The sequence below is a fragment of the Levilactobacillus paucivorans genome (assembly GCF_001437125.1).
GTDB lineage: Bacteria > Bacillota > Bacilli > Lactobacillales > Lactobacillaceae > Levilactobacillus > Levilactobacillus paucivorans.
Genome location: NZ_JQCA01000043.1, coordinates 1 through 21208 on the forward strand (window position 1 = coordinate 1; position 21208 = coordinate 21208).

Consider the following 21208-nt stretch of genomic DNA (forward strand, 5'->3'; position numbering starts at 1 on the left):
CTAGACCACTTCTAAGAATAGATTCTTAGTGTTGCACTTGATTTGACAATTGAGGTAATAATTAAATCAAAAAACGTGGGTAATAAAAAAGTTGCCGATCCTGTCAGATCCAGCAACTCTACATGTTCACTAACCTTTAGGCACCGCCATAACGTCCGTATCCACAATTCCAAACTGACGACGCATCGTGGCCTCAATTTCTTCACCCAACCGATAACTATCCTGAACCTCCATATGAGGATCCACCTCAATAATCAAATCTAACGTGACGACATTCCCATTGTAATGGGCATTCAGTTCTTGAACCCCCTGAACCGCGGGAAAGGCCAATACGGCTTGACGGAACTGTTCCTCAGCCTTGGGGTCAAAGTAATCCGCCAGGTTCAGGCTACTCTCCCGGAAGATCTTGACGCCGGCTGTCAGGATAAAAATCCCAACCACGATACTGGCGGCACCATCCAACCATTCAAACTGAAAGAGTAGCGCCCCAGCAATGGCGACCAGGGTCCCGACACTCGTCACGGCATCACTCAAACTGTCCTGAGCGGCCGCGGTCAATGAGGCATTTTGCAACTTCCGCCCGGCACGTCGATTGGACCACCAAACAATCAACATGATTAACGCGGCAATCCCCGCCCCAACCAAGGTAATCGGCTGCGGAATCGTCTGGGTGCCGGTATGCAGCAGGCTCTTCACGCCACTGAACATGACACTCCCGGCAATGGCGACCATCACAATCCCGGTAATTAATGTAAAGACCGTCTCGTAACGAAAACGGGTCAGTTGCAAACGCTGGTCATCCTGTTGTAATTCCGCAGACAGCGGCTGACCAATTAGGTCATCGTCGTCGATATCACTGGCGATGTGGTTCCCCATTAATAGCAACGCGGTCGAGATAATTCCGGATAGATTATTCAAAGCATCCGCGCGCAAAGTTTGCGAACGCCCGACAACCGCCAGATAAAACTCGACGATTGAGATGCCGATATAGGCCACGACATTCATCGACAGATGAAGGCGTGCCCCCTTGAGCTTCTTCAATTCCGCCGCCTGACGTTCCTCCCACGCAATCTGTTCGGATTGCCGGTGTGCCTTTAGGTCTTTCATGTTCTAACCCCCTGCTCCTAATTCAATACTCTCATTATAGTATTTTTCGTCGGAAGCGAGCAGGTCAGGGCCTCCATTACCGATATAGTAATGAAATTTGTTCGTTTTTTCATTAATTAATTCTTTTCGATGGAAACGGCTATTTTTACTTCCAGTGATAGCCAAAAAGTGAGTCGTCCCAACGTCTAAGACCCCATCGTTAAATGGCCGAACTAATCTTTTTAGAAAAGTTATTGAAAACTGTAAGTGCCTACGTTATAATTACTTTGTGAAATAGATGTTAAAGATTTTCAAAACTTCTGAAAGAGGGAAAATAGACTTATGACTGAACGTAGTTATGACTTTCTTATGCCCAGTGTCAACTTTTTTGGCCCTGGCGTAATTAGCAAGATTGGTGAACGTGCAAAGATGTTAGGGATGAAGAAGCCCGTCCTCGTGACTGGAAAGATTCTCGAAAACATGGAAAATGGTGCCGTTCAACAAACCATTGCTTCTCTTAAAGCGGCCGGTGTGGACTACGTTATTTACGATAACGTTGAACCTAACCCCAAGATCCGGAATATCAAAGAAGTTAAGAAGCTTTATCAAGAATCTGGTGCCGACTCCATCATCACCATTGGTGGGGGCTCCGCTCACGATACTGGTAAAGGTGCTGGTGACATTTTGACCAACGGCGACGACATTACCAAGTTAGCCGGGATCGAGACGCTCGACCACGCTTTGCCACCACTGATTGCTGTTAACACGACTGCCGGGACTGGTTCCGAATTAACCCGTCACGCCGTTATCACTAATGAAGAAACCCACTTGAAGTTCGTTGTCGTTTCATGGCGGAACATTCCATTAGTTTCCTTCAACGACCCAACTTTGATGCTCGACATTCCTAAGAACTTGACTGCCGCAACTGGGATGGACGCCTTCGTCCAAGCCATCGAACCCTACGTGTCCGTTGACCACAACCCCATCACCGATTCACAATGTATCGAAGCCATCAAGTTAATTGAAGGCTCCTTACGTGAATCCGTTGCTAACGGCCATAACCTGGAAGCCCGGACCAAGATGGTCGAAGCTGAAATGTTAGCCGGGATGGCCTTTAACAACGCCAACTTAGGTTATGTTCACGCCATGGCTCACCAACTCGGTGGCCAATACGACGCCCCACATGGTGTCTGCTGTGCACTGCTTCTGCCTTACGTTGAACAATACAACATCATCGCTTGTCCAGAACGCTTTGCCGAATTAGCTGAAATCATGGGTGAAGATACCACCGGTTTGTCCACGCGTGACGCTGCCGAATTGTCCATCAAGGCCATGAAGCAAATGTCACAAGATGTTGGTATCCCAGCTTCCATCAAGGAAATCGGTGCTAAGCCAGAAGACTTCGAACTGATGGCTGAAAACGCCTTGAAGGACGGGAACGCCTTCTCTAACCCTCGTAAGGGAACAAAGGAAGATATCATCAAGATTTTCCAAGCTGCTTACGACGCTGAATAAGCACTTTCGTTCGATATTTCAACAACAACAACTCATGCGAAGGCTATGCGCCTAACTACCACATAGCCATTAGGTCCATGAATTGCGGACCAATCCTAAACGCCACCTTGCCGGGTGGCGTTTTTGTTTTGCAACCAACTAAAAATGCACGTCCACCACTTGATGGACGTGCATTTTTAGTTAATCTTTGTCCGCCAAACGGTAACGTAACACCGTCTTGGCCTTCTCTGGCGCAGTGCGCCGGGTGTCCGTCAAATAAATTTCACGATGCCAATAGTCCCCCATCGTGGGGATGACCTGCTCGTGTTGTTCGCTGACGATGGCCTGCATCTTCGCAAAGGTCGCGGGTTCATCGTCAAAGGCCCCGTGATGCATCGCTTGAATAACCCGACCCTCTGTATATGCCGTCCATTTCAACTTGGACAACCAGGGATTGTCCTTCTTGTGCATCACCCGTTCCAGACTCGCCTGGAAATCCGCCTCCGTCAGGCGGTTTGGCTGGCGCAACATGATCTGATAACGTAACGCAGATTTATTCAGATCGGCTCCCTTAGACCCATCATCGGTCGTCCAGACGCCCTCCAAGGGGTAAACGGTATATTCGTAGGGATCCCCCAATTCACCGCGCTTCAAGGCCATCCGCAGGTCATAAGCGACCGGATACAACGCCCCAATCTGCTCGCTGAATTCGGGGCGGTTTGGATCACCAGCTCCCGCCAGTGTGATGAAATTCATCTGCGGTAACGTTAGGATCGTCGGCTGTTTCGGGAGATACCACTCTTTTTCGGCTTTTCGCCACTCGTGTTTCACGTGAAACCCTCCGTTTCATTTGGTGGTAAAAGAATCTTCAAGTTTATCTAGCTGAAACGTGTGACAAAAGGCAGTCAACTCCGCTTAAAACTGGTAACCAAATAATCCAAGCCCAGGATTATTTGGTTACCAGCCTTAATGCTCGCCAGCTAACCGCCTTTTGTCACACTCTTATTTTTCCACCAAAGGAACTAACATTTCACCATGCACACCATCAGCATCTTGCCCCGTCATGTAGGAAGTGTTGGGCCCGCCCACGTAAGCGTAGTCCTTGAGTTGCGGGAGAATTTCACCGAAGGCCGGTCCCTCTAACGCATTATACAACCCCATCTGATCGCTGGCTGTTCCCTGGATCACCAGGTACTTTCCGGCTGGAAAGGCAATCAGCCGTTGCCCAGTCGCTACCGTCGCACTAGGGTCAACCTGCTTGCCAGCATAGTAATGGAATTCCCCGTTAACGGCTTCGTTAACCGCATAGGGATAGTCGGTAATGCCGGCCAAATCATCTAAGGCGTGTTCGGCGTTAATTTTCTGCCAGAAATTGGCCTTCTGTTGGCCCATTTCAGGGAAGCCGCCGGTCAACACCATCCCAATACCTAAAACTGTAAAAGCTGGTTTTTCTTCGATTGCATAAGTTGTCATGTTCGTGACCTCCATTTCTTGATACACTGAGTATAACTGTTAAACGTACCAAAAACTGACACTATTTGGAGGCAACCATGACAAAAACATCGCGCATCAACACCATGATGCGTTATATCAACAATCGCCAGGTCTTTACCATTCGTGAACTGATGACCCAGTTTCAAGTCTCACGGAGTACGGTGATTCGCGATCTCAACAGCATTCAGGAACTCGGCATGCCCCTGACCGCCACGGTAGGGCGTGACGGTGGCTATGCCGTTCTCGCCAATCGCCTCCTACCCGCCGTGCAGTTCAACAATGAGGAATTGAAAGCCCTCTTCGTGAGTTTCCTCGCCACCCTCAATACGCAACTGCCCTATCTTGAAAATCGAAATACGCTGACCGAGAAACTCGTGGCCATTGCCTCGCAGACCCAACAGGACGATCTGCTCACGCTACAGGAACTCCTGGTCTTCGACCACACGAATCCTCGTAATCCAAAACTAACCGAGCTCACAGACTTCGCCCCGGCCCTCTTAAAACCCTTACTCAACACCTGTCTGCGAACGCGGCAGCTGGTCATCACGGATTCTACTGGTCGTCACACGGTCTGGGTCCAACACGTCTTTACCCGCCAAACCACCTGGTACATCGCCGCGTGGGATCTGACGACCCAGCGTTTCTGCCAATTAGCTGTGGCGGACATGCAGGACGTCCAACCCGTGGCCAAGGAACAGTCCCTTAATCCTGACGTCATTAACGCGGCCATCCGACAGGCCCAACCTGCCGTGAACATTCGCATCAGCCTGACCGCCCCCGCCATTCAGCAATTCCACAATCATCCCCATCCCACGGCCGTCCTCCAATATCGCGATCTCTTTCAACAGACCGCGTTGTTGGAATGTACCGTCGAGACTACGGATGCCCAAGCGGTCCGGGACTTCTCGAACTGGTTTCGTTACTTAGGGCCAAGCGCACGGCTAGAAATGGCGCCAACCACCGTTACCGATGATTTACGCCAACTCGCCAACGACCTGTTGGCGAACCTGCCCTAAGATGTTTCATGTGAAACAAAAGCACGCCGTAACCGCGCTACATCACGGTTACAGCGTGCTTTAATTTAAGCTCATCTGACCATCCATAATGGCGTAGGTGCGGTCAGCAAATTCCTGTAAACGTAGGTCATGAGTCACCACTACGATGGCCTTGTTGTGGGCCTTAGCCAAGTCGCGGAGTAACTGCCCCACCACTTTTACCCGGGCACTGTCTAAGGCCGCCGTGGGTTCGTCGGCCAACACGATGTCGGGGTTCTGGTAGAGTGCTCTAGCGATCGCCACGCGTTGCGTTTGCCCCCCGGAAAGTTCTGCCGGATATTGGTCAATCAAGGCGGCAATCCCCAGTTGCTCCAATAGGTGACGCAGAGCTGACTCGTCCAAATTACCGGTCGGTTTCACCTGATCAACCAACGTAAATTGGTCGCGAACCGTCAGATACGGAACCAAGTTATAGGCTTGTAAGATAAACCCAATTCGGTTCAACCGCAGGGCGTCGCGGTCCTTACCGGACAAGTCATCAAGCGCCTGTCCTTGTACCATCACGGACCCGGAAGTTGGGGTCTGAATTCCCCCAGCAATTGTCAGGAAGGTACTCTTCCCGGAACCCGAGGGCCCGATAACCAAGCTGACCTCCCCACTGACGGCTTCGAAATTGATATCATCGAGAACCGTCACCTCATTGGTCGCGTGGCCGAAGACCTTATTGACGTGTTGTAACGCTAATGCTGGCATAGTCTAACCTCCCATAACGCTGACGGGGTCAACGTTTAAAATGACTTTGACGGGAATCAAGGCCCCGACGACCCCAGTTAACAGAATTCCCCCGGTGACTGCGCCCAATAAGGGTAAATTGAAGCTCATCGGAACACCCGTTGGCACCGCTAGAACGGTCGCTAGCGTCAGCCCGGCACCAATAAGCAGTCCCGCAACCACTAGCAACAACGCTTGGGTGACGGTTGTCGTGACCAACACCTTAGCTGGGATTCCTTGAGCCCGTAAGACGGCGTAGTTTGGTAACTTCTGCATCGTGAGAATGTAGAGAAAAACCGCAATCACCACCATGGCGATCACCATCAGGAAGCCAATCATAAAGGAAAAGGTGGTGTTCTGGGCGGAATAGCCGGGCAATTTGTTGATAAACTGACTCATCGGTAATGTACTGAGACCCTTAGCCTGGAAATTAGCGCGCGCCGAGACAATCCCACTGGCCTGAAAGTCTGGGGTCAAGTGACTCAGAGTTCGCCAGGTTCCCAGCGATCCATAGATGACGGGAGCGACACTAAGCTTGGCATTGTGCGTGAAGCCCACGATGCGGTACTGGCCATCGGCGGCGTTCAACGTCACCTTGTCCCCTAGACGGTAGCCATTATCCTTGAAGCTATCGTCGACTAAAATCTGGTTGGCCTTGGTCGGCTTGTGCCCGGCAGTAACCTTGAGACGCCGGTAGATCAGTTGGTCGCGGTCAATGCCCAGAAACTGAGCTGAGAGTTTGGCTTGGCCCTTGGCTTTAGCGACAACTCCCGTCTGTCCCAAATAAGCCTCGTGACTGGTCAGCTTGACCTTGTCAGCCGCCTGTTTCGATATCACCGACTGCGACAGACTGTCATTGGCGTCCTTGTTCAGGGCAATCCGATCGACCCGCCAACTACTGATGGCCTGGGTATTCTGTTGGGCCAGACCGTATGCCAGACCACTTAAAATGAACACCAGATAGCTCACCAGAACAATCATGCCAATGATCAGCCCGTAACGTAATTTTTCATGTCGAATCTCTCTTAAGGCTAAAAACATAGGCCCTCCTAACCCGCCAGTAACGTTAAGGCTTGGCGGAAACGTGCCAGGGCCGCAGTTTGCTGGTCCGGCTGTAACATAATCTCTTTAATTGTCGCGTGACTCAGCGTCATCGCTGCCCAATCTGCCACTGGTAAGTCCTCCGGTAAGACCCGGGTCGGAACCAGGCTCTCATTCTCCCGGTAGTGGCGCTTAATCAGGTGGTCGTAAGGACTGGCCGCCACGTGGTCCACGAAGCTAGCCACCGCCTCATAGTAACTGTCAGGATTAAATGCCGTGCCAGTTGGCCGGCCAAACTCGTGGTGAATATGGGTGAGCGCCACGCCATAAAGGTACTGGTAGGCATCGGTCAGATCGGCAAAGTATTTATAAAAGGCGCCGCGGGCAATGTCGGCGCCCGTCACGATCCGAGCGACCTGGGCCTCAGCAAGACTGTGTTCCGAAAATTCGGTTAGTAACGCCGCGGTAATGCGGTCTTTTTTAGGTTGTGGTAAATTTTCAAAGGTAGATAATGGCATCGTTAAAACTCCTTTCACCAATTAGTGACATCATGTCACTGTTAAGAAGTCTATCACACAGGTGACACCGTGTCAACATTTGCCCATTAAACACGGCCCTACCGTCAGGGTAAGACCGGAGAACAACCTAATCTTGTGCTAGTTTCTGCGGTTCACCGATCAGCCAGTGACCCAGTAAGGCCAGGAACAAGAAGACCATGGCGACGCCACAGACACCCGTCCAACCCGCATGACCCCAAGCCCAGGTGGCCGACAGCGTCCCCATCGATCCGCCCAGAAAATAGCTGAACATGAAGACCGAATTGTTTCGGCTACTCTGCTGGCGATTCAGGGACTGTACGATGGCCTGGTTGGAGACCTGACTGAATTGTGTTCCCAGATCCAGGAGAATAATGCCGACGATGAGGCCCAGCATCCAGTGGCCAATTAACCAGAAGAGCACGAAGGCGACCCCCGAGAAGACCATCCCCAGACCCACTGTCAGCCGCGGTGAGCGCTGATCGACAAGATTCCCAATCATCGGGGCCGCCAACACCCCAGCGATGCCTAACAGCCCCAGAAGACCTGCTACGCTACTTCCCAGGTGATAGGTGTCTGCCAAATAAAAGGCCAGCGTCGACCACAGAACGTTCGACATGCCAAACAGGCAGAACCCATTGATGGCCGACCCGCGTAATGCCCGTTGACTGGTAAAGAGTTTCGGTAACATCCCAATGACCTTTAAGTAACTCAAGTTCTGGTGACCTCGTTCATCTTGCGGTAGTTTGGCATGCACGATGAGAAGAAACACGAGGTCGATTCCCGCCGCCAGCAAATAGATATCCTGCCACGGCATGATACTCCCAAGGAGACCACTGAATGACCGTGATAACAGGATCCCCGTCAACAGGCCACTGAGCACGATACCCAGGACCTTGCCGCGTTGAAGCGCAGGCGCCAAATAGCCTGCATAGGGGATGATGATCTGTGGCGCCACCGAGGTGATCCCCACCAAGGCCGTGGCAACGGCAAAGACCCCGGCCGTCGGTGCCCAGAACGCCAGCAAGAGTGACCCAATCGAGAGAATCATCATGACTTGAATGAGATGATAGCGATCAAAGATGTCGCCCAAAGGGACAATCAGTAGCAAGCCAAACGCATAGCCGAGCTGCGTCACCATGGCAAGCGTCCCAACTGCCGCCTTTGACAGGTTAAAGTCCGCGGCAATCAGGTTCTCAATCGGTTGGATAAAGTTTAAGTTGGCAACGATGACCCCGGTCACCACCGCCATGAGTAGGACTGTCTTTTTCGACAGTGTTGTTTGCGTATTCACTAGAAAAACCTCCTCATAGCAGTTTAGCCTTTTTTACCGAGAATGAAAACTGTTGACGGATTCGTGAAAGCAGAAAAAGAGCTGAAAACGACTCAGCTCTTCCATAATTTATTTGATAACTGGAGCCGTTAAATTTTATCGCGCTAACCGCTCATCGGTCATGTCTTCAGCACCCAACTTCAGTTGCCCGGCTCGCTTGGCCAGCTTGTCGGCCGTGCGGTTGCCTTCCGCGGGTAACGACATCGGTTGCGGCATTTCTGCGGCAATCGGGGCCTTCACTACTAATAAATGCGGACCATCCGTGTCAAATGACAATTGTTGTCGTAATTCCGTCGCGGTCAGCGTCAGTAAAGCCACACTGGCCGGACTCGACGTCGGCCGTGGCAGACTGGCGGCAGTTGCCGCCGCGATAAAGGCCCGCGGTCCGCCCAATCCCGCCAATGTCAACGTGACCCACACCAATCCCAATGATCGTACGACTGAACTTTTCATCAGACTCCTCCTAAGGTTTAGCCCCGACATCATTTTCAGCCTCAGTGTAGCAAGCCCAGATCACTTTTCAGCAAATTCTCTGTATTTTATTGGTAAAGGTCTTGTTTTCAGAATGGACTTTCAGTTAGATTTGGTCAAAAGAAAGGTCCATTCGTCATTAAACGAATAGACCTAAAAATAGAGAGAGTCGTTCCGAATCTAGTGGACCCAACTATGTAGAATTACCTGAATTGAACACATCTAATATTGAACTAAAAATAAGCAGATTCAGAAGTTCTGTGTTCCACCTTGTGACTCACTCTTCGAATTTCCTTCACCACTAATCATCTCATGCACGACGGTTCTAAACGCTGCTAACACAAAATCTGACATGGCGTTCTTAAAGTCCTGATCATCCCAAACCTTCTTCAACAGCTTTTCCAACTTTTTAAAAGCCTCACTCAATAATCCCATCGTATTTACCTCCTCACTTTATTTTTTTGCTTCTTAATAGCATGTTTAATTATCGATTTCATAAATCGCTTTTTAGTCAATTTTTGATAAGCTTCTAACGATTGTAAAACTAATTCATCCTCGGATGGTGCTATCTGATCTGCTTTATTTTGAGCCACAACGACATTAACGACTGCCTCAATACTATCACGAGAAACCTCTTGGCTTACTTGATCTACTAAGTCAGCCGTACTGACTGATAAATTGTTCTTATTATTGACCTCCGCCAGTTTCTTTGACACAGTTGGTGATTCGTCTAAAGCAAGCTGTAATTTTCTAAGTTCTGGAGACTGATTATCCACTGTCCTCACTCCGCTTTTCTTGAGTTATTTGAGAAACATCTTCCTTTACCATAAATATAGTTCTTCCGCTTTACAATTGGAAGAAAAGATTGATTCCTCTGAAAAACTACTTAGCAATTTATTTCTCCCGCCCCAACTGAATCATCTGCCGCACCCAACGCTGTGAATAATCATATTTTCTGGTCAACTCCGCAATATTGTGGCCGTTGTACTCCGTTAGGATTTGCTTGGCAACCTTGTCCCGATTGTAGAGTCGCATGGGACACGACACCTGCTGACCACGATATAACTGGTAGATTTTCTCAGTCAGATCCTCACCAACCAAATCCACCAACTGGGCGTACGTATCTTGTAATAAATCCACTCGCATCTTCACTTAAAACTCCTCCTTCATTGACTTCTACACTTCACAGCGTAGCAAATGTGCACGTTTTGCTAAAATGGCCTTAGCCGTACACGATACCGGCAATCTTCCCCGAATTATGCCTCCGGTTTTGCTAAGATTCTGCGAATCGTCCGGCTCGAATAATTGTGATCGTGGGCCAATGTCACCACGCTACCCCCCTGCTTGTAGGCCCGCCGAATCGCCGTTGCTTCCTTCTTCCGGTCCAGCAGCCGTCTCGGAAAGGTGATCTGTGATCCGCCAAAGTAGGCACACATCTTTTTCGTAGCCTCGACCCCAACAACTCGTGCTAGCTTCTGATAGACCGCGTGCCAATTTTCAATTCCGTCCACTGTCATCAACTCCATTGCTTCCTAATTGACTTGAGTTTACAATGACAAATAGACAATATATGTCCACCTACAAAAAAGGAGGCCGCCAAATGAATGCCGCCTACCGTCAATTAACCATTTTTCAATTATTAATAACTAATCATCTGGTCCAAAAAGCCTCGCTGGCCGACCAGTTCAACATCAGTCCCCGCATGATTCAACGAGATATCAGTCAAATTCGTCAGTTTATCACTGATCAACATCTCTTTTATCAATTGGCTTATGACTACCAGTCCGGTGGCTACCAACTAGAGACCACCCAGGCCACTGTTTCCAAGCAGGCCCTACTCCTCCTGATAAAGATTGTCCTGGCCAGTCGGGCCCTCACCAAAGACGAGATGAACAAAACCATCGACGGCTTACTCCAGCTCATCCCCGTCACCGATCAGAACGAAATCCGCCCCATCATCAAGAACGAACGCTTCTACTACCAGCCAGTCCATCACGGACAACCACTACTCGACATCGTTTGGCAACTCAGCGGCTACATCAGTCAGCGCCAGACCATCACCATTACCTATCAACGACAGCACCGCGAAATCGTGACGCGAACCATCCTGCCTGAGGCCATCATTTTTTCCGAATATTATTTCTACGTGGTGGCTTATAATGCCAAATACAAGAGCAACCTCTTCTACCGGGTCGACCGAATTCGCCATATTCAAGTCAATCATCAACAGCCGATCACCCGGACCCGCGCGGAACGCGTCGAAGATGGGGAGCTACGTCAACTCGTCCACTACATGCAGCCAGGGAAGAAACTCACATTACGCTTTAAATTTTGGGGTATCGTGGAGGCGGCCCTCGACCGTTTTCCAACTGCCAAAGTAGTGGACCGCTACCCCAACGAAAGGGCCGTCTTGATTGAAGCCATCGCGTTCGACCGCGGGGCCAAAATGTGGTTGCTGAGCCAAGGTTCTTTGGTTCAGGTTCAAGCACCCAGTGACTTTGTCGCGGACATCCGAACTGAACTGCAACGCACTTTGGACCGCTACTAACGCCCCATTCTGAACTTATTGACACGCTATAAACGTACGAGTGACCGGCACTCAAGCCACTCATTTCAAATGAAGACGTTTTAGTCCCCAACAATTAAAAATAATCCTTACGACAGTTCTGAAAACGTGTTATGCTAGCATCTCGTGGGAAATTTAAACGAGGAGCAACACAATGCCTAAAAATTTCAAAGAAGAATTACTTTTCACTGCCGTTATGGCGGGACTGATGGTCCTGGTCATGGCTGGCTACAACATCGCTTTAGCCGATGGCTTTTCCAACCACTTCATCCGTGAGGTCCTGACGGGTTACCCGCTAGCCTTACTGGTAGCCGCTATCTGCGACCTGGGGATTATCGGCCCCGGCGTTAAATACATCTTTTTCCACTTCATTATTAATGATTACATGAAAAAGAAGCAAATCCGGATTGCCTTGACGATCTCCGTCATGATGGTTGCCGGTATGGTCACTTTGATGTCTCTGTTTGGGATCATCGTGACCCAGAACTTTGGCGGGAACTTCTTCCTGACCTACCTGCACACCTGGATCTTTAATTTATTTATGGCCCTACCACTCCAACTTATCGTGGTCGGCCCCATCGCTCGGGCAATCCTGGGCGCTGTTCAAAAGAAGACTGCTCTCAAGGCAGCCAAGATGGAAACCGAATCAGTAGAAGATTAACCCTAACTAAACGTCGCCGCTACCAATCAGTAGTGGGGACGTTTTTATATTTTCAGTGGACCCACGCCAACGAAAAATAGAAGCGTCACAACCGTTAGATTTCGGTTGTGACGCTTTTTAGGATCTTCTTTAATTATTGTTTCGGGGCAAGCTGTCTTGGTCGCCGCCCTGGGCTTGCCACAGTCTGCTCGTCCCGCATTATCAATCATAAGTATTAGATTCCTAGTGTTGATCATCGTTTTTCTCCGATTCAACTTCTTTCAATAATCGGCGAATATGTCGGGCTGAATAGCCATGGGACTGGGCCAACACATCGACTGGAACCCCATGTTGCCGCTCCTGCCAAATCATCTCGGCTTCTTTCTTAGGGTCGAGTAATCGGGTGGGAAAATAGAGTTGGGACCCCGTGAAGTGCTTAAAGAGCTCCTCCGTTGCCGCCGCTCCGATGATCCGAGCCATCTCCTGGTAAAGTGTTTGCCAATTTTCCGTCTTTTCCATATTTTCTTAACCACCCTTACTTCACATTAGAAATCTGAATTATGTCACCGAAAAAGGCGTTCTCACGACCCCTTTCTTTTATCTCTAGACCACTTAACAGCGCGACCCAACCCGTGCTACGGCGCGGTTCTATTAATGCTTAGCTTACCCGGTTGGGTTGGCCATTTCTGTTGACCTTTTCACGACAAATGTCTATATCACCTAAAATAATCAGCGGCTTGGTATTGTTGCTAAGCTAAACATTTAAATCTTGAGACCCTTTATTCAGCGGTCTATCGCCAATCGAGCAACTTGCTTCCACAGAACTAATCTGGAAGCGCCGAGGATTAGCTCGCTGTTTTACCACCATAAGTTCTACGAATATTTTTCTAACCCCATCGTTTGCCGCTATCTAGAGACCAGTTTTCGGTCTAAATGTCACTACCGGCCAACGCCAGATTGATGTATGATTAAATTAGTTAAGACAATACATATCCAGAGGAGTTAAATATGCGTTTGAAATGGAAATTAAGTTTGCTCACCGCCGCCCTATTACTCTTACCAATCAGTCTGGCCACGACGCCCGAAACGTCGGTCAAAGCTGCCAGCACGTCGACTACCAAGACAACCAAGAAGGTCACGAAAAAGAAGAAGGCTAAACACACCTACCTCATCGTGATGGGTCACGGTGCCGGCGATCCCGGTGCTCGCGGTAACGGGACTAGCGAGGCCAAGTTCTTACGAAAGTACTACTTACCACAACTGAAGAAATACGCCAAAAAGATCAAGAACAGCAAGGTCGTCTTCTACAATTCAAAGCACGACATCGTTCGTGACACCCTGGTTCACCACAAGGGGTCATACAAGATTAATAAGAAGACAACGGTCATCATGTTCCATCTCGATGCCCCATACGGTCGCGGTGGTCACGTCATCATTCACAAGAAACACCCGACGGCTCGTGACAAGCGGATGGCCAAGGTCATCAAGAAGTACGTGGGCTTGAACCACGCCTACAACGGTTACAGCTACCGGACCGACCTCAAGAACTGTAACGTGCTGCGCCACCGGCACATCGACTACAGCCTGGTCGAAATGGGTTTCATTACCAACAAGTCCAACTTCAAGCACCTCAAGAAGAACCGGGCCAAGATTGCGAAAGCTTACATCGAAGCTATCACCAATGAGAATATCAAGTAGGTCTGTCACAATATGTCAGAAATCCCCTGATCAAACTCGATCAGGGGATTTTTTTGAAATTATTTGTGAATCTATGATCATCAATCGCGTTTATTCGATCCGTCAAGTGTTTCACAATTGGCAGTCATCCTCATTTACAGCCACAACCATCCCCCACCGCGATGCGACTTGCGTCATTGAGTTTAGTAAGTTTCTTACCAAAATCGCTCACGTCTAGGCTCCCGGGCAACACGCATGCTCAGCAAATTGTTGGGAAACAATTATTTGTGATATGTTTGGCAATCTATCTTTTTTCACGTTATAACTAATCATGGGTAAGCAAATATACGGGTGATTTATTAACAACTCTAATTGCTCGATTTTTCACCCGATCACTCGAAAGTACCTGTTCATTCCGGGTGATCCTGTTGGCAGTCGTTTTCGTTCTCAATTTTGGAAAGGAAGGCTTCTCGCTTATGTCACAGTCACAAAATTCCGTATCGTTAAAACACTATCAGATGTACATCAATGGTGAGTTCAGAGACTCCGCTTCCGGCAATCTCATCACCGTCATTAACCCTGCTACTGGGGAACCTATCTCTACGGTTCCTAGTGCCACGCTCGCCGAGACCCGCGAGGCCATCGACGCCGCCTATGAGGCTCAGAAGACCTGGAAACAGGTGCCAGCCGCAACTCGGGGACAGTATCTCCACGACTGCGCAACCGAGATTCGTAAGGACCAAGACCACCTGATCGCCATGCTCCAAGAGGAACAAGGCAAGATTAAGTCGCTGGCCACTACTGAAATTCTCTTCTCCGCGGACTACTTCGATTACATGGCCAGTGCGGCGCGGACCTACGAAGGGGAAATCGTTCAGTCCGACAACGCCAATGAAAATATCATGATTGCTAAACAGCCAATCGGGGTTGCCGCCGGGATTCTCCCCTGGAACTTCCCATTCTTCCTCATCGCCAGAAAGATGGGGCCAGCTCTGGTCACCGGGAACACTATCGTCATGAAGCCAAGTACCGATACGCCAAACTTAGGGCTGGAATTCGGGAAGATCTGTGATCGTGTCGGCATCCCTAAGGGGGTCGTCAACATCGTCACTGGTCCTGGTGCGGTCATTGGGGACGAACTCTCCAAGAACAAGAAGATTGGCATCATCAGCCTGACCGGTTCCGTTAATTCCGGGAAGCGCGTCATGGCCGCGGCCGCAACGCACATGGCCAAGGTTTCCTTGGAACTCGGTGGGAAGGCGCCAGCTATCGTCTGCAAGGACGCCGATATCGACCTGGCCGTCCAAGCCATTATTGACTCCCGGATCGACAACAACGGGCAGCTCTGCAACAACTGTGAACGGATCTACGTTCAGGAGGATGTCGCCGAAGAATTTACCCAGAAATTAGCCACCAAGATGGCCGCCGTCACGGTGGGTGATCCGATGGCTGACGAGTCTGTCGGCATGGGACCGCTGATCAACCAGGCCGCCCTGGATAAGGTTGCTGGAATGGTCGATCGGGCCGTCGAAGCCGGCGGAAAGGTCGTCGCCGGGGGCCACGTCTTAAACATCGCCAACGGCTTCTACTACGAACCAACGGTCATTACCAACGTGACCCAGGACTCCGAGATTGTCCAAGACGAAATCTTCGGACCGGTTCTGCCAGTCCTGACGTTTAAGACCTTAGATGATGCCATTAATATGGCCAACGACAGCGACTTCGGGTTGACCTCGTCCATCTTCACCCAGAACCTCGACAATGCCATGCGCGCCGCTAACGAGCTGGAAGACGGGGAAACCTATATTAACCGGTTCAACTTTGAAGCCATGAATGGGTCCCACTCTGGCTGGAAGGAATCTGGCATTGGTGGGGACGACGGGAAGCACGGGATCGAAGAATTCCTGAACACTCACGTCATCTACCTGCAAGGTCATCCTGAGAAGGCGCAAGGCTAATCTGTCTTACCAAAAAGTTTGGGATTCATGCCCAAACTTTTTCTGTGAAAATGGAGGTTTTACGGTGAGTTCGTGAACTTTTCTCATTAAATTCCAATCGATATAAACGTGATAGTGGTGGCGTTCACCGCCAATTTAAGTGCTGAAAGCCATTTTGAAAGCGCTTGCTTTTTCACCTGTTTGTGTGATAATGATCATTGTACAGGCAAACACTAAAATCTACTAAACGAGGTGCCAATTATGAAGATTCAAGCTGCAGTTGTTGATAAGCAAAATGCTGATTTTGAAATTCGTGATGACGTTGAACTGACGGACATGGGTCCTGATGATATTCAGGTCCACATGGTTGCTAGTGGGATTTGCCACTCCGATGAAGCCTTACGGACCGGGGTTGCCGTTATCGACTACCCTATCGTCTTAGGGCATGAAGGTTCCGGGATCGTCGAAAAGGTCGGCCCTGAAGTTACCCAGTTTAAGCCAGGCGACCACGTCGTTCTGAGTTTCTACGGCTGTGGGAATTGTAAGAGTTGTCTCAAGGGGATTCCAACCCAGTGTGAAAACTACGCGGCCAACAACCTCTCTGGGGTTCGTCCCGACGGCAGTGCGCACTTTACGGAAAACGGCAAGAAAGTTGCCGACATGTTTGACCAAAGTTCCTTCACCTCCACGACCGTGGTTCGTGAACGGAACGCCGTCAAAGTTGATAAGGACCTCGACTTACGGAAACTTGGGCCACTGGGCTGTGGGTACGTTACCGGTTCCGGGACTGTGCTCAACACCTTGAAGCCAAAGCCTGGTGACACGATCGCCGTCTTCGGGACGGGTGCCATTGGGTTGGCTGCCATGATGGCCGGCCGGATTTCCGGCTGTACCAAGGTCATTGCCATCGATATCGTTGATTCTCGTTTGGAATTAGCGAAGGAACTTGGCGCTACCGATGTCATCAACAGTAAGAATGTTGACGACGTAGTCAAGGCTGTTCAAGACTTGACTGGCGGCTACGGGGTTAACTACGCGGTTGACACGACCGGTGTTGCCAGCGTCATCTCCAACTCCATCGCTGCCTTGGCTCAAGGTGGGACTTCGGCTGCCATTGCCGTTACCAACCACCACATTGACCTCGACACTTGGAATGACCTCTGTGTCAACGACAAGAGTGTCATCGGGGTTAACATGGGTGACTCCATTCCTCAAATCGATATTCCACGCTTGATCGAATTCTACAAGCTTGGTATGTTCGACTTTGACAAGACTGAAAAGTTCTACAAGTTCAGTCAAATCAACGAAGCCAACGCTGACTCCGTTTCCGGGAAGACCATCAAGCCCGTTCTGGTCATTGATGACAGCTACGTTCCCGGTAAATAAGCGTTTAAAAATTTAGTTACAAAAAATCGGGATATCCTGTGAGGTATCTCGTTTTTTTGTGATCATTTAAAATGGTTTAATTCATTTCTTGCAGACTAGCTAAGGCTGACAAAACTGCCTGGCGACTACTGCTAACTGGTTGCCAGTTCAACAATTGTCGCGCTCGCTGATTGCTGACCCGATGACTGACCCGCATCATCAGTTGGGCCTCCTTGACCGCTTGGTTAAAGGGGGCCAGACCATTTACCAACCAGGTTGGCAGTAGCCGGTGCGGTAACTTTTCTGACATTTCTGGATATTGGTTCCGAATCAAGGTGAGAATCTCCTGCATGGAAATTGCGGTATCTTCAACGGCTAGGATCCGCTGTCCGGCGGCCTCGGGTGTTTGCATGGCTCGAACGTGGAGATCCGCCACATCGCGAACATCGACGACATTGACCACAAGATTCGGTGTCGGTTTGCCCGCGATCAGCCGCGTCAAGAGGCCAAAACTACTGGTGACGTGACCACCTAACGACGGGCCTAGCATGGCGCCAGCATTAACTGTAACCAGCTCGGGGGCTACTGGATGGTGTTGGGTATATTGCCAAGCTGCTCGTTCTGCGAATAGTTTGGCCCGTTCATAAGCGGAAAGTCCGGCTTGTTCGGGATCCGTCCAATCCGCCTCGGTGACGACGTGATCGCCAAAGCTACTGAAGCCCACCGCTCCCAAATTAGCCGTCATGACCACCCGCTTAACACCGGCTTTTTCTGCGGCTTGTAAGATTCGTTTCGTGCCAACTTCAGCCGCTGTTGCCACCTGATCGGCCACGTTAGTCTCATTGACAAAGACTGGTGCAGCAACGCTCATAACCGTTGTCACCCCGACCATCGCCGCCGACCATCCGGCATCCTGAGTGAGATCGGCGGCCGCAAAGTTCAGCCGATCAAGATGTGGTGTCCCAGCAATTTTCAAATCTGTTCGCACGGCTTCCGCCTGATCCAAGGACCGGAGCGTTGCCCGCACGGCATATTCCTGACGTAATAACTCGTGCATAATGTGGCGGGCTAAGAATCCATTTCCGCCGGTAACTAAGACTAATGGCTGCATCGTTAAATCTCCTTATTTGCTTATTTCGGTAATTTTGATTATGCTCAGCATAAACCCTAGACCATGCTCTAGGGCAACCGGAAAGAAGGAACTTTTATGACTTATACCATCAAACAGGTGGCGGAAAAGACCCACTTATCGATTTACACGCTCCGCTTTTATGATAAACAGGGCTTGCTCCCTTTTGTCAGTCGTGATCAGTCCGGCTACCGGGCCTTCACTGATGGGGATCTCCTGCTCCTCCACACCCTCAGTTGCCTCAAGAATACCGGGATGAAGATCAGTGATATTCGTCAGTACATGACTCTGGTCATGCAGGGACCAGCTTCGATTCCCCAACGTCAACAGTTGTTGCGGACCCATCGTGACGCAGTGCTGGCACAACAGCGCGCAATTGCCCGCAATCTCCAAGAAGTCGACCGCAAACTCAGTCTCTACGACTCGCCGATCGCCACCGATCTGGTTGGTCTGGAGCTGGCGGCCGCCCGGAAAGAAAAGACTGCCAATGGCTTGCCGGACCCCTTTTCTAAGCTTATCTAGCAAAAAAACGGGACAACCTACAAGGCATCCCGTTCTTTATCATCTCAGTTTAGAAAAATCGTTTTAAACGTAAGGAATTATCGACTTTGTTATTTTTACAATGCCAACAATCGTTCAAAAAAGGTCGACTTAAAATCTTGTTCTTATGATATCACGGTGATATCATAAAGCTATCATCAGGAGGCACTTATCATGGCAAAAGAATCACAGAAGCGTTTTCTCTTACGACTCGACGAAGGTCTTTTCAACCGTATTTCGGACGCCGCGGACGCCGATGGCCGGAGCATCAACGCCTACATCGTTCAGGTGCTCTCTAAGGCCGCTCCAGCGGGGAACTGGGAACAGCGACAGTTGATCGGCCGCGCTATCCCAGGTAAGGAATTAGACGTTAAATCTGGCCTGGTCTTAGTCGCCGGAATTTACTATCGGTATCTGTTGGAGTCACCAGAGAAACCAGATAAAGCCGCAAAGTATACAATCATCGAGAGCCACGGGAATATTTTGACGTTGAAAAAAATCTAGGGGGAATGAACATGTTCGGTATTCGAATTGTTCGACAAAACAACGAAGGTTTAGTAGAAACATTGGGGAAGTACAAGCACACCGTCTTACCAGGGATTCACTTTTACATCCCCGGCATTCAAAAGATCCGGACCGTCAGCCTGGCTATGTCGCCACTAGCCCTGCCAAACTACTCGGTCATCACCAAGGATAACGCGGACGTTTCGGCGAGCCTGACGCTGAATTATCACGTCACGAACGCCGTCAAATATCAATATGAAAACACCGACTCCGTCGAATCCATGGCTCAGCTGGTACGGGGCCACCTGCGGGATATCATCGGGCGGATGGACCTGAACCAAGCGCTGGGATCCACGGCCAAAATTAACCAGGAGTTGGCCACGGCCATTGGTGATTTGACCGATACCTATGGCATCAACGTTGACCGAACCAATATCGACGAATTGACACCATCCAAGGCCATCCAATCCGCGATGGATAAGCAACTGACGGCCGACCGGGAACGAATCGCCGCCATCGCTAAGGCTGAAGGGGAAGCCAAATCCATCGAGCTGACCACCAAGGCCAAGAACGATGCCCTGATGGCTACCGCCACGGCCCAAGCCACCGCGACGCGGACCCGCGCCGACGCCGAAAAATATCGGATCGACACGGTAAACTCCAGTCTGAGCTCGGCCACCAAGGAATTTTTCGAGAATCAATCGATCTCGGCCTTCAGCGACCTCGCCAATTCACCGGCCAATGTCGTGGTCGTTCCTAGTGATCACGTGGCCGACCTGGGTCAGATTCCCGCTATCGGCGCTGCACTGAAGAGCGGTCTCGCCGATGTTACGCCTAAACCTAAAAAGTAATTTATTAAAAACTGACGACCACCTGGCCGTCAGTTTTTGTTTTCCCTCGTTTCGTTGCCCTCCCCTTGTCTAGGCGGTAAACTGGAGTTGGTTAATCCCATGAGGAGGTTTTGAGATGGTGACTCGCAAAGAAATTTTCACCTATACAGAAGATAACTACGGCGTGACCCCAGAGTACACTTTCAAGTCTTTCCCGAAGTACGCGGCCCTCAAGAATCGTCAGGGCAAATGGTTTGGGCTAATCATGAATGTCCCCCTAAATAAGCTGGGACTGGAAGGCACCGAGGAGGTTGACATCCTCGACGTCAAGGTCGATCCCGAACTTGGCAGCATCCTACGTAGCAAGCCCGGCTACCTCCCAGGCTACCACATGAACAAGGAACACTGGATCTCAATCATTTTGGATCAGGACACGGATCACGACTCGCTGTTCCAACTACTGGATAGTAGTTATCAATCGGTTATTAAATGTTAATAATTAATTAGTTATAACTATTAGGTCACATTTAAACACAACTTTGCATTAACATAAGGCTGTCTGTCCACGCCACACGCTGTGCCTTCCCAGAAAAATACAGCTTAATTTATCACGACGGTCTCAGCCGTGAGGGCGTTCCACTCAATTTAAATTTCCAGTTGACAGTATTTTTTCTCAGGGGTACACTAGCCTCAATTCAATAAATCGTCCGAAACAAACCATTGAGGTGGAGATCAAGATTATCGTGCACGTCAAGAGAGCCGTCGTTGCTGAGAGTACGGCCGAACGCAGATAGTTAAA

25 protein-coding genes are annotated in these 21208 nt (G+C 49.9%); 11 read left to right on the plus strand and 14 right to left on the minus strand.

From position 1 onward, the window contains the following. Window positions 1-129: 129 nt before the first annotated feature. Window positions 130-1107: a cation diffusion facilitator family transporter gene (locus tag IV54_RS03940; RefSeq protein ID WP_057878101.1), complete on the minus strand. Its 978-nt coding sequence runs from the start codon at window positions 1105-1107 to the stop codon at window positions 130-132. Between the two features lie 321 nt (window positions 1108-1428). On the opposite strand from IV54_RS03940, the gene IV54_RS03945 reads away from it, so the two are divergent. Continuing rightward, the gene (locus tag IV54_RS03945; protein ID WP_057878102.1) at window positions 1429-2601 is read left to right on the plus strand and encodes an iron-containing alcohol dehydrogenase; all 1173 of its coding nucleotides are present in this window, start codon (window positions 1429-1431) and stop codon (window positions 2599-2601) included. Window positions 2602-2781: 180 nt separating this feature from the next. Here the strand turns inward: IV54_RS03945 and IV54_RS03950 are convergent, their stop codons facing one another. Beyond that, window positions 2782-3411, minus strand: a complete 630-nt coding sequence (locus tag IV54_RS03950) for a GyrI-like domain-containing protein (protein ID WP_057878103.1) — start codon at window positions 3409-3411, stop codon at window positions 2782-2784. A gap of 171 nt (window positions 3412-3582) precedes the next feature. After that, window positions 3583-4053: a GyrI-like domain-containing protein gene (locus IV54_RS03955; protein WP_057878104.1), complete on the minus strand. Its 471-nt coding sequence runs from the start codon at window positions 4051-4053 to the stop codon at window positions 3583-3585. A 77-nt stretch (window positions 4054-4130) separates the two neighbouring features. Here IV54_RS03955 and IV54_RS03960 point away from each other — a divergent pair, with 77 nt between their 5' ends. Next, a complete protein-coding gene (locus IV54_RS03960) occupies window positions 4131-5090 on the plus strand; it encodes a helix-turn-helix transcriptional regulator (RefSeq protein ID WP_057878105.1) in 960 nt (319 codons plus the stop codon). 60 nt (window positions 5091-5150) lie between these two features. On the opposite strand, the gene IV54_RS03965 is transcribed toward IV54_RS03960, so the two are convergent. The 9 genes from IV54_RS03965 to IV54_RS04005 form a co-directional block, all read right to left on the minus strand. Then, window positions 5151-5822 carry an ABC transporter ATP-binding protein gene (locus IV54_RS03965; protein ID WP_057878106.1) on the minus strand — a complete coding sequence of 224 codons (672 nt, stop codon included), beginning with the start codon at window positions 5820-5822 and terminating at the stop codon, window positions 5151-5153. Between the two features lie 3 nt (window positions 5823-5825). After that, on the minus strand, window positions 5826-6881 hold the full coding sequence (locus tag IV54_RS03970) for an FtsX-like permease family protein (RefSeq protein WP_057878107.1): 1056 nt from the start codon (window positions 6879-6881) through the stop codon (window positions 5826-5828). Window positions 6882-6889: 8 nt separating this feature from the next. Then, on the minus strand, window positions 6890-7399 hold the full coding sequence (locus IV54_RS03975; protein WP_057878108.1) for a TetR/AcrR family transcriptional regulator: 510 nt from the start codon (window positions 7397-7399) through the stop codon (window positions 6890-6892). Between the two features lie 127 nt (window positions 7400-7526). Continuing rightward, window positions 7527-8711 carry an MFS transporter gene (locus IV54_RS03980; RefSeq protein WP_057878109.1) on the minus strand — a complete coding sequence of 395 codons (1185 nt, stop codon included), beginning with the start codon at window positions 8709-8711 and terminating at the stop codon, window positions 7527-7529. Window positions 8712-8846: 135 nt separating this feature from the next. Then, window positions 8847-9203 carry a hypothetical protein gene (locus IV54_RS03985; protein WP_057878110.1) on the minus strand — a complete coding sequence of 119 codons (357 nt, stop codon included), beginning with the start codon at window positions 9201-9203 and terminating at the stop codon, window positions 8847-8849. Between the two features lie 267 nt (window positions 9204-9470). Next, entirely contained in the window at window positions 9471-9656 is a 186-nt protein-coding gene (locus IV54_RS03990; protein ID WP_057878111.1) for a hypothetical protein, read from the minus strand. A 5-nt stretch (window positions 9657-9661) separates the two neighbouring features. Beyond that, a complete protein-coding gene (locus tag IV54_RS03995; RefSeq protein ID WP_057878112.1) occupies window positions 9662-9997 on the minus strand; it encodes a hypothetical protein in 336 nt (111 codons plus the stop codon). Window positions 9998-10115: 118 nt separating this feature from the next. Continuing rightward, on the minus strand, window positions 10116-10367 hold the full coding sequence (locus IV54_RS04000; RefSeq protein ID WP_237756666.1) for a Mor transcription activator family protein: 252 nt from the start codon (window positions 10365-10367) through the stop codon (window positions 10116-10118). 110 nt (window positions 10368-10477) lie between these two features. Next, window positions 10478-10732 (minus strand): Mor transcription activator family protein, encoded by a 255-nt coding sequence (locus IV54_RS04005; protein ID WP_162259314.1) that lies wholly within the window; start codon window positions 10730-10732, stop codon window positions 10478-10480. Window positions 10733-10821: 89 nt separating this feature from the next. Here IV54_RS04005 and IV54_RS04010 point away from each other — a divergent pair, with 89 nt between their 5' ends. Together IV54_RS04010 and IV54_RS04015 are read left to right on the plus strand one after the other, a co-directional pair. Continuing rightward, the gene (locus tag IV54_RS04010) at window positions 10822-11769 is read left to right on the plus strand and encodes a helix-turn-helix transcriptional regulator (protein WP_057878115.1); all 948 of its coding nucleotides are present in this window, start codon (window positions 10822-10824) and stop codon (window positions 11767-11769) included. A gap of 172 nt (window positions 11770-11941) precedes the next feature. Further along, a complete protein-coding gene (locus IV54_RS04015; protein WP_057878116.1) occupies window positions 11942-12448 on the plus strand; it encodes a DUF2798 domain-containing protein in 507 nt (168 codons plus the stop codon). 222 nt (window positions 12449-12670) lie between these two features. Here IV54_RS04015 and IV54_RS04025 read toward each other — a convergent pair whose 3' ends face one another. Next, window positions 12671-12946 carry a Mor transcription activator family protein gene (locus tag IV54_RS04025; protein ID WP_057878118.1) on the minus strand — a complete coding sequence of 92 codons (276 nt, stop codon included), beginning with the start codon at window positions 12944-12946 and terminating at the stop codon, window positions 12671-12673. Between the two features lie 489 nt (window positions 12947-13435). Between IV54_RS04025 and IV54_RS04030 the strand changes: the two genes are divergently transcribed. The 3 genes from IV54_RS04030 to IV54_RS04040 all read left to right on the plus strand — a co-directional run bounded on the left by IV54_RS04030 (window position 13436) and on the right by IV54_RS04040 (window position 17427). Next, on the plus strand, window positions 13436-14125 hold the full coding sequence (locus IV54_RS04030) for an N-acetylmuramoyl-L-alanine amidase (protein WP_057878119.1): 690 nt from the start codon (window positions 13436-13438) through the stop codon (window positions 14123-14125). Window positions 14126-14580: 455 nt separating this feature from the next. Beyond that, window positions 14581-16062, plus strand: a complete 1482-nt coding sequence (aldA, locus tag IV54_RS04035) for an aldehyde dehydrogenase (RefSeq protein WP_057878120.1) — start codon at window positions 14581-14583, stop codon at window positions 16060-16062. A 240-nt stretch (window positions 16063-16302) separates the two neighbouring features. After that, the gene (locus tag IV54_RS04040) at window positions 16303-17427 is read left to right on the plus strand and encodes an NAD(P)-dependent alcohol dehydrogenase (protein ID WP_057878121.1); all 1125 of its coding nucleotides are present in this window, start codon (window positions 16303-16305) and stop codon (window positions 17425-17427) included. 76 nt (window positions 17428-17503) lie between these two features. Here IV54_RS04040 and IV54_RS04045 read toward each other — a convergent pair whose 3' ends face one another. Further along, window positions 17504-18517 carry an NAD-dependent epimerase/dehydratase family protein gene (locus IV54_RS04045; protein WP_057878122.1) on the minus strand — a complete coding sequence of 338 codons (1014 nt, stop codon included), beginning with the start codon at window positions 18515-18517 and terminating at the stop codon, window positions 17504-17506. A 96-nt stretch (window positions 18518-18613) separates the two neighbouring features. Here IV54_RS04045 and IV54_RS04050 point away from each other — a divergent pair, with 96 nt between their 5' ends. From IV54_RS04050 to IV54_RS04065, 4 genes are all read left to right on the plus strand, one after another. Continuing rightward, window positions 18614-19057, plus strand: a complete 444-nt coding sequence (locus tag IV54_RS04050; RefSeq protein ID WP_057878123.1) for a MerR family transcriptional regulator — start codon at window positions 18614-18616, stop codon at window positions 19055-19057. 192 nt (window positions 19058-19249) lie between these two features. After that, complete coding sequence (locus IV54_RS04055; protein WP_057878124.1) at window positions 19250-19579, plus strand: toxin-antitoxin system HicB family antitoxin; 330 nt, start codon at window positions 19250-19252, stop codon at window positions 19577-19579. A gap of 11 nt (window positions 19580-19590) precedes the next feature. Further along, window positions 19591-20430: an SPFH domain-containing protein gene (locus IV54_RS04060; protein WP_125545508.1), complete on the plus strand. Its 840-nt coding sequence runs from the start codon at window positions 19591-19593 to the stop codon at window positions 20428-20430. Window positions 20431-20545: 115 nt separating this feature from the next. After that, the gene (locus IV54_RS04065; RefSeq protein ID WP_057878126.1) at window positions 20546-20905 is read left to right on the plus strand and encodes an MmcQ/YjbR family DNA-binding protein; all 360 of its coding nucleotides are present in this window, start codon (window positions 20546-20548) and stop codon (window positions 20903-20905) included. The last annotated feature ends 303 nt before the right edge of the window (window positions 20906-21208 follow it).

Coding starts and splice junctions, on each gene's coding strand:
- IV54_RS03940 (WP_057878101.1), bottom strand. CDS start 1,107: ATGAAAGACCTAAAGGCACACCGGCAATCCGAACAGATTGCGTGGGAG.
- IV54_RS03945 (WP_057878102.1), top strand. CDS start 1,429: ATGACTGAACGTAGTTATGACTTTCTTATGCCCAGTGTCAACTTTTTT.
- IV54_RS03955 (WP_057878104.1), bottom strand. CDS start 4,053: ATGACAACTTATGCAATCGAAGAAAAACCAGCTTTTACAGTTTTAGGT.
- IV54_RS03960 (WP_057878105.1), top strand. CDS start 4,131: ATGACAAAAACATCGCGCATCAACACCATGATGCGTTATATCAACAAT.
- IV54_RS03965 (WP_057878106.1), bottom strand. CDS start 5,822: ATGCCAGCATTAGCGTTACAACACGTCAATAAGGTCTTCGGCCACGCG.
- IV54_RS03970 (WP_057878107.1), bottom strand. CDS start 6,881: ATGTTTTTAGCCTTAAGAGAGATTCGACATGAAAAATTACGTTACGGG.
- IV54_RS03975 (WP_057878108.1), bottom strand. CDS start 7,399: ATGCCATTATCTACCTTTGAAAATTTACCACAACCTAAAAAAGACCGC.
- IV54_RS03985 (WP_057878110.1), bottom strand. CDS start 9,203: ATGAAAAGTTCAGTCGTACGATCATTGGGATTGGTGTGGGTCACGTTG.
- IV54_RS03990 (WP_057878111.1), bottom strand. CDS start 9,656: ATGGGATTATTGAGTGAGGCTTTTAAAAAGTTGGAAAAGCTGTTGAAG.
- IV54_RS04000 (WP_237756666.1), bottom strand. CDS start 10,367: ATGCGAGTGGATTTATTACAAGATACGTACGCCCAGTTGGTGGATTTG.
- IV54_RS04010 (WP_057878115.1), top strand. CDS start 10,822: ATGAATGCCGCCTACCGTCAATTAACCATTTTTCAATTATTAATAACT.
- IV54_RS04015 (WP_057878116.1), top strand. CDS start 11,942: ATGCCTAAAAATTTCAAAGAAGAATTACTTTTCACTGCCGTTATGGCG.
- IV54_RS04025 (WP_057878118.1), bottom strand. CDS start 12,946: ATGGAAAAGACGGAAAATTGGCAAACACTTTACCAGGAGATGGCTCGG.
- IV54_RS04030 (WP_057878119.1), top strand. CDS start 13,436: ATGCGTTTGAAATGGAAATTAAGTTTGCTCACCGCCGCCCTATTACTC.
- aldA (WP_057878120.1), top strand. CDS start 14,581: ATGTCACAGTCACAAAATTCCGTATCGTTAAAACACTATCAGATGTAC.
- IV54_RS04040 (WP_057878121.1), top strand. CDS start 16,303: ATGAAGATTCAAGCTGCAGTTGTTGATAAGCAAAATGCTGATTTTGAA.
- IV54_RS04045 (WP_057878122.1), bottom strand. CDS start 18,517: ATGCAGCCATTAGTCTTAGTTACCGGCGGAAATGGATTCTTAGCCCGC.
- IV54_RS04050 (WP_057878123.1), top strand. CDS start 18,614: ATGACTTATACCATCAAACAGGTGGCGGAAAAGACCCACTTATCGATT.
- IV54_RS04055 (WP_057878124.1), top strand. CDS start 19,250: ATGGCAAAAGAATCACAGAAGCGTTTTCTCTTACGACTCGACGAAGGT.
- IV54_RS04060 (WP_125545508.1), top strand. CDS start 19,591: ATGTTCGGTATTCGAATTGTTCGACAAAACAACGAAGGTTTAGTAGAA.
- IV54_RS04065 (WP_057878126.1), top strand. CDS start 20,546: ATGGTGACTCGCAAAGAAATTTTCACCTATACAGAAGATAACTACGGC.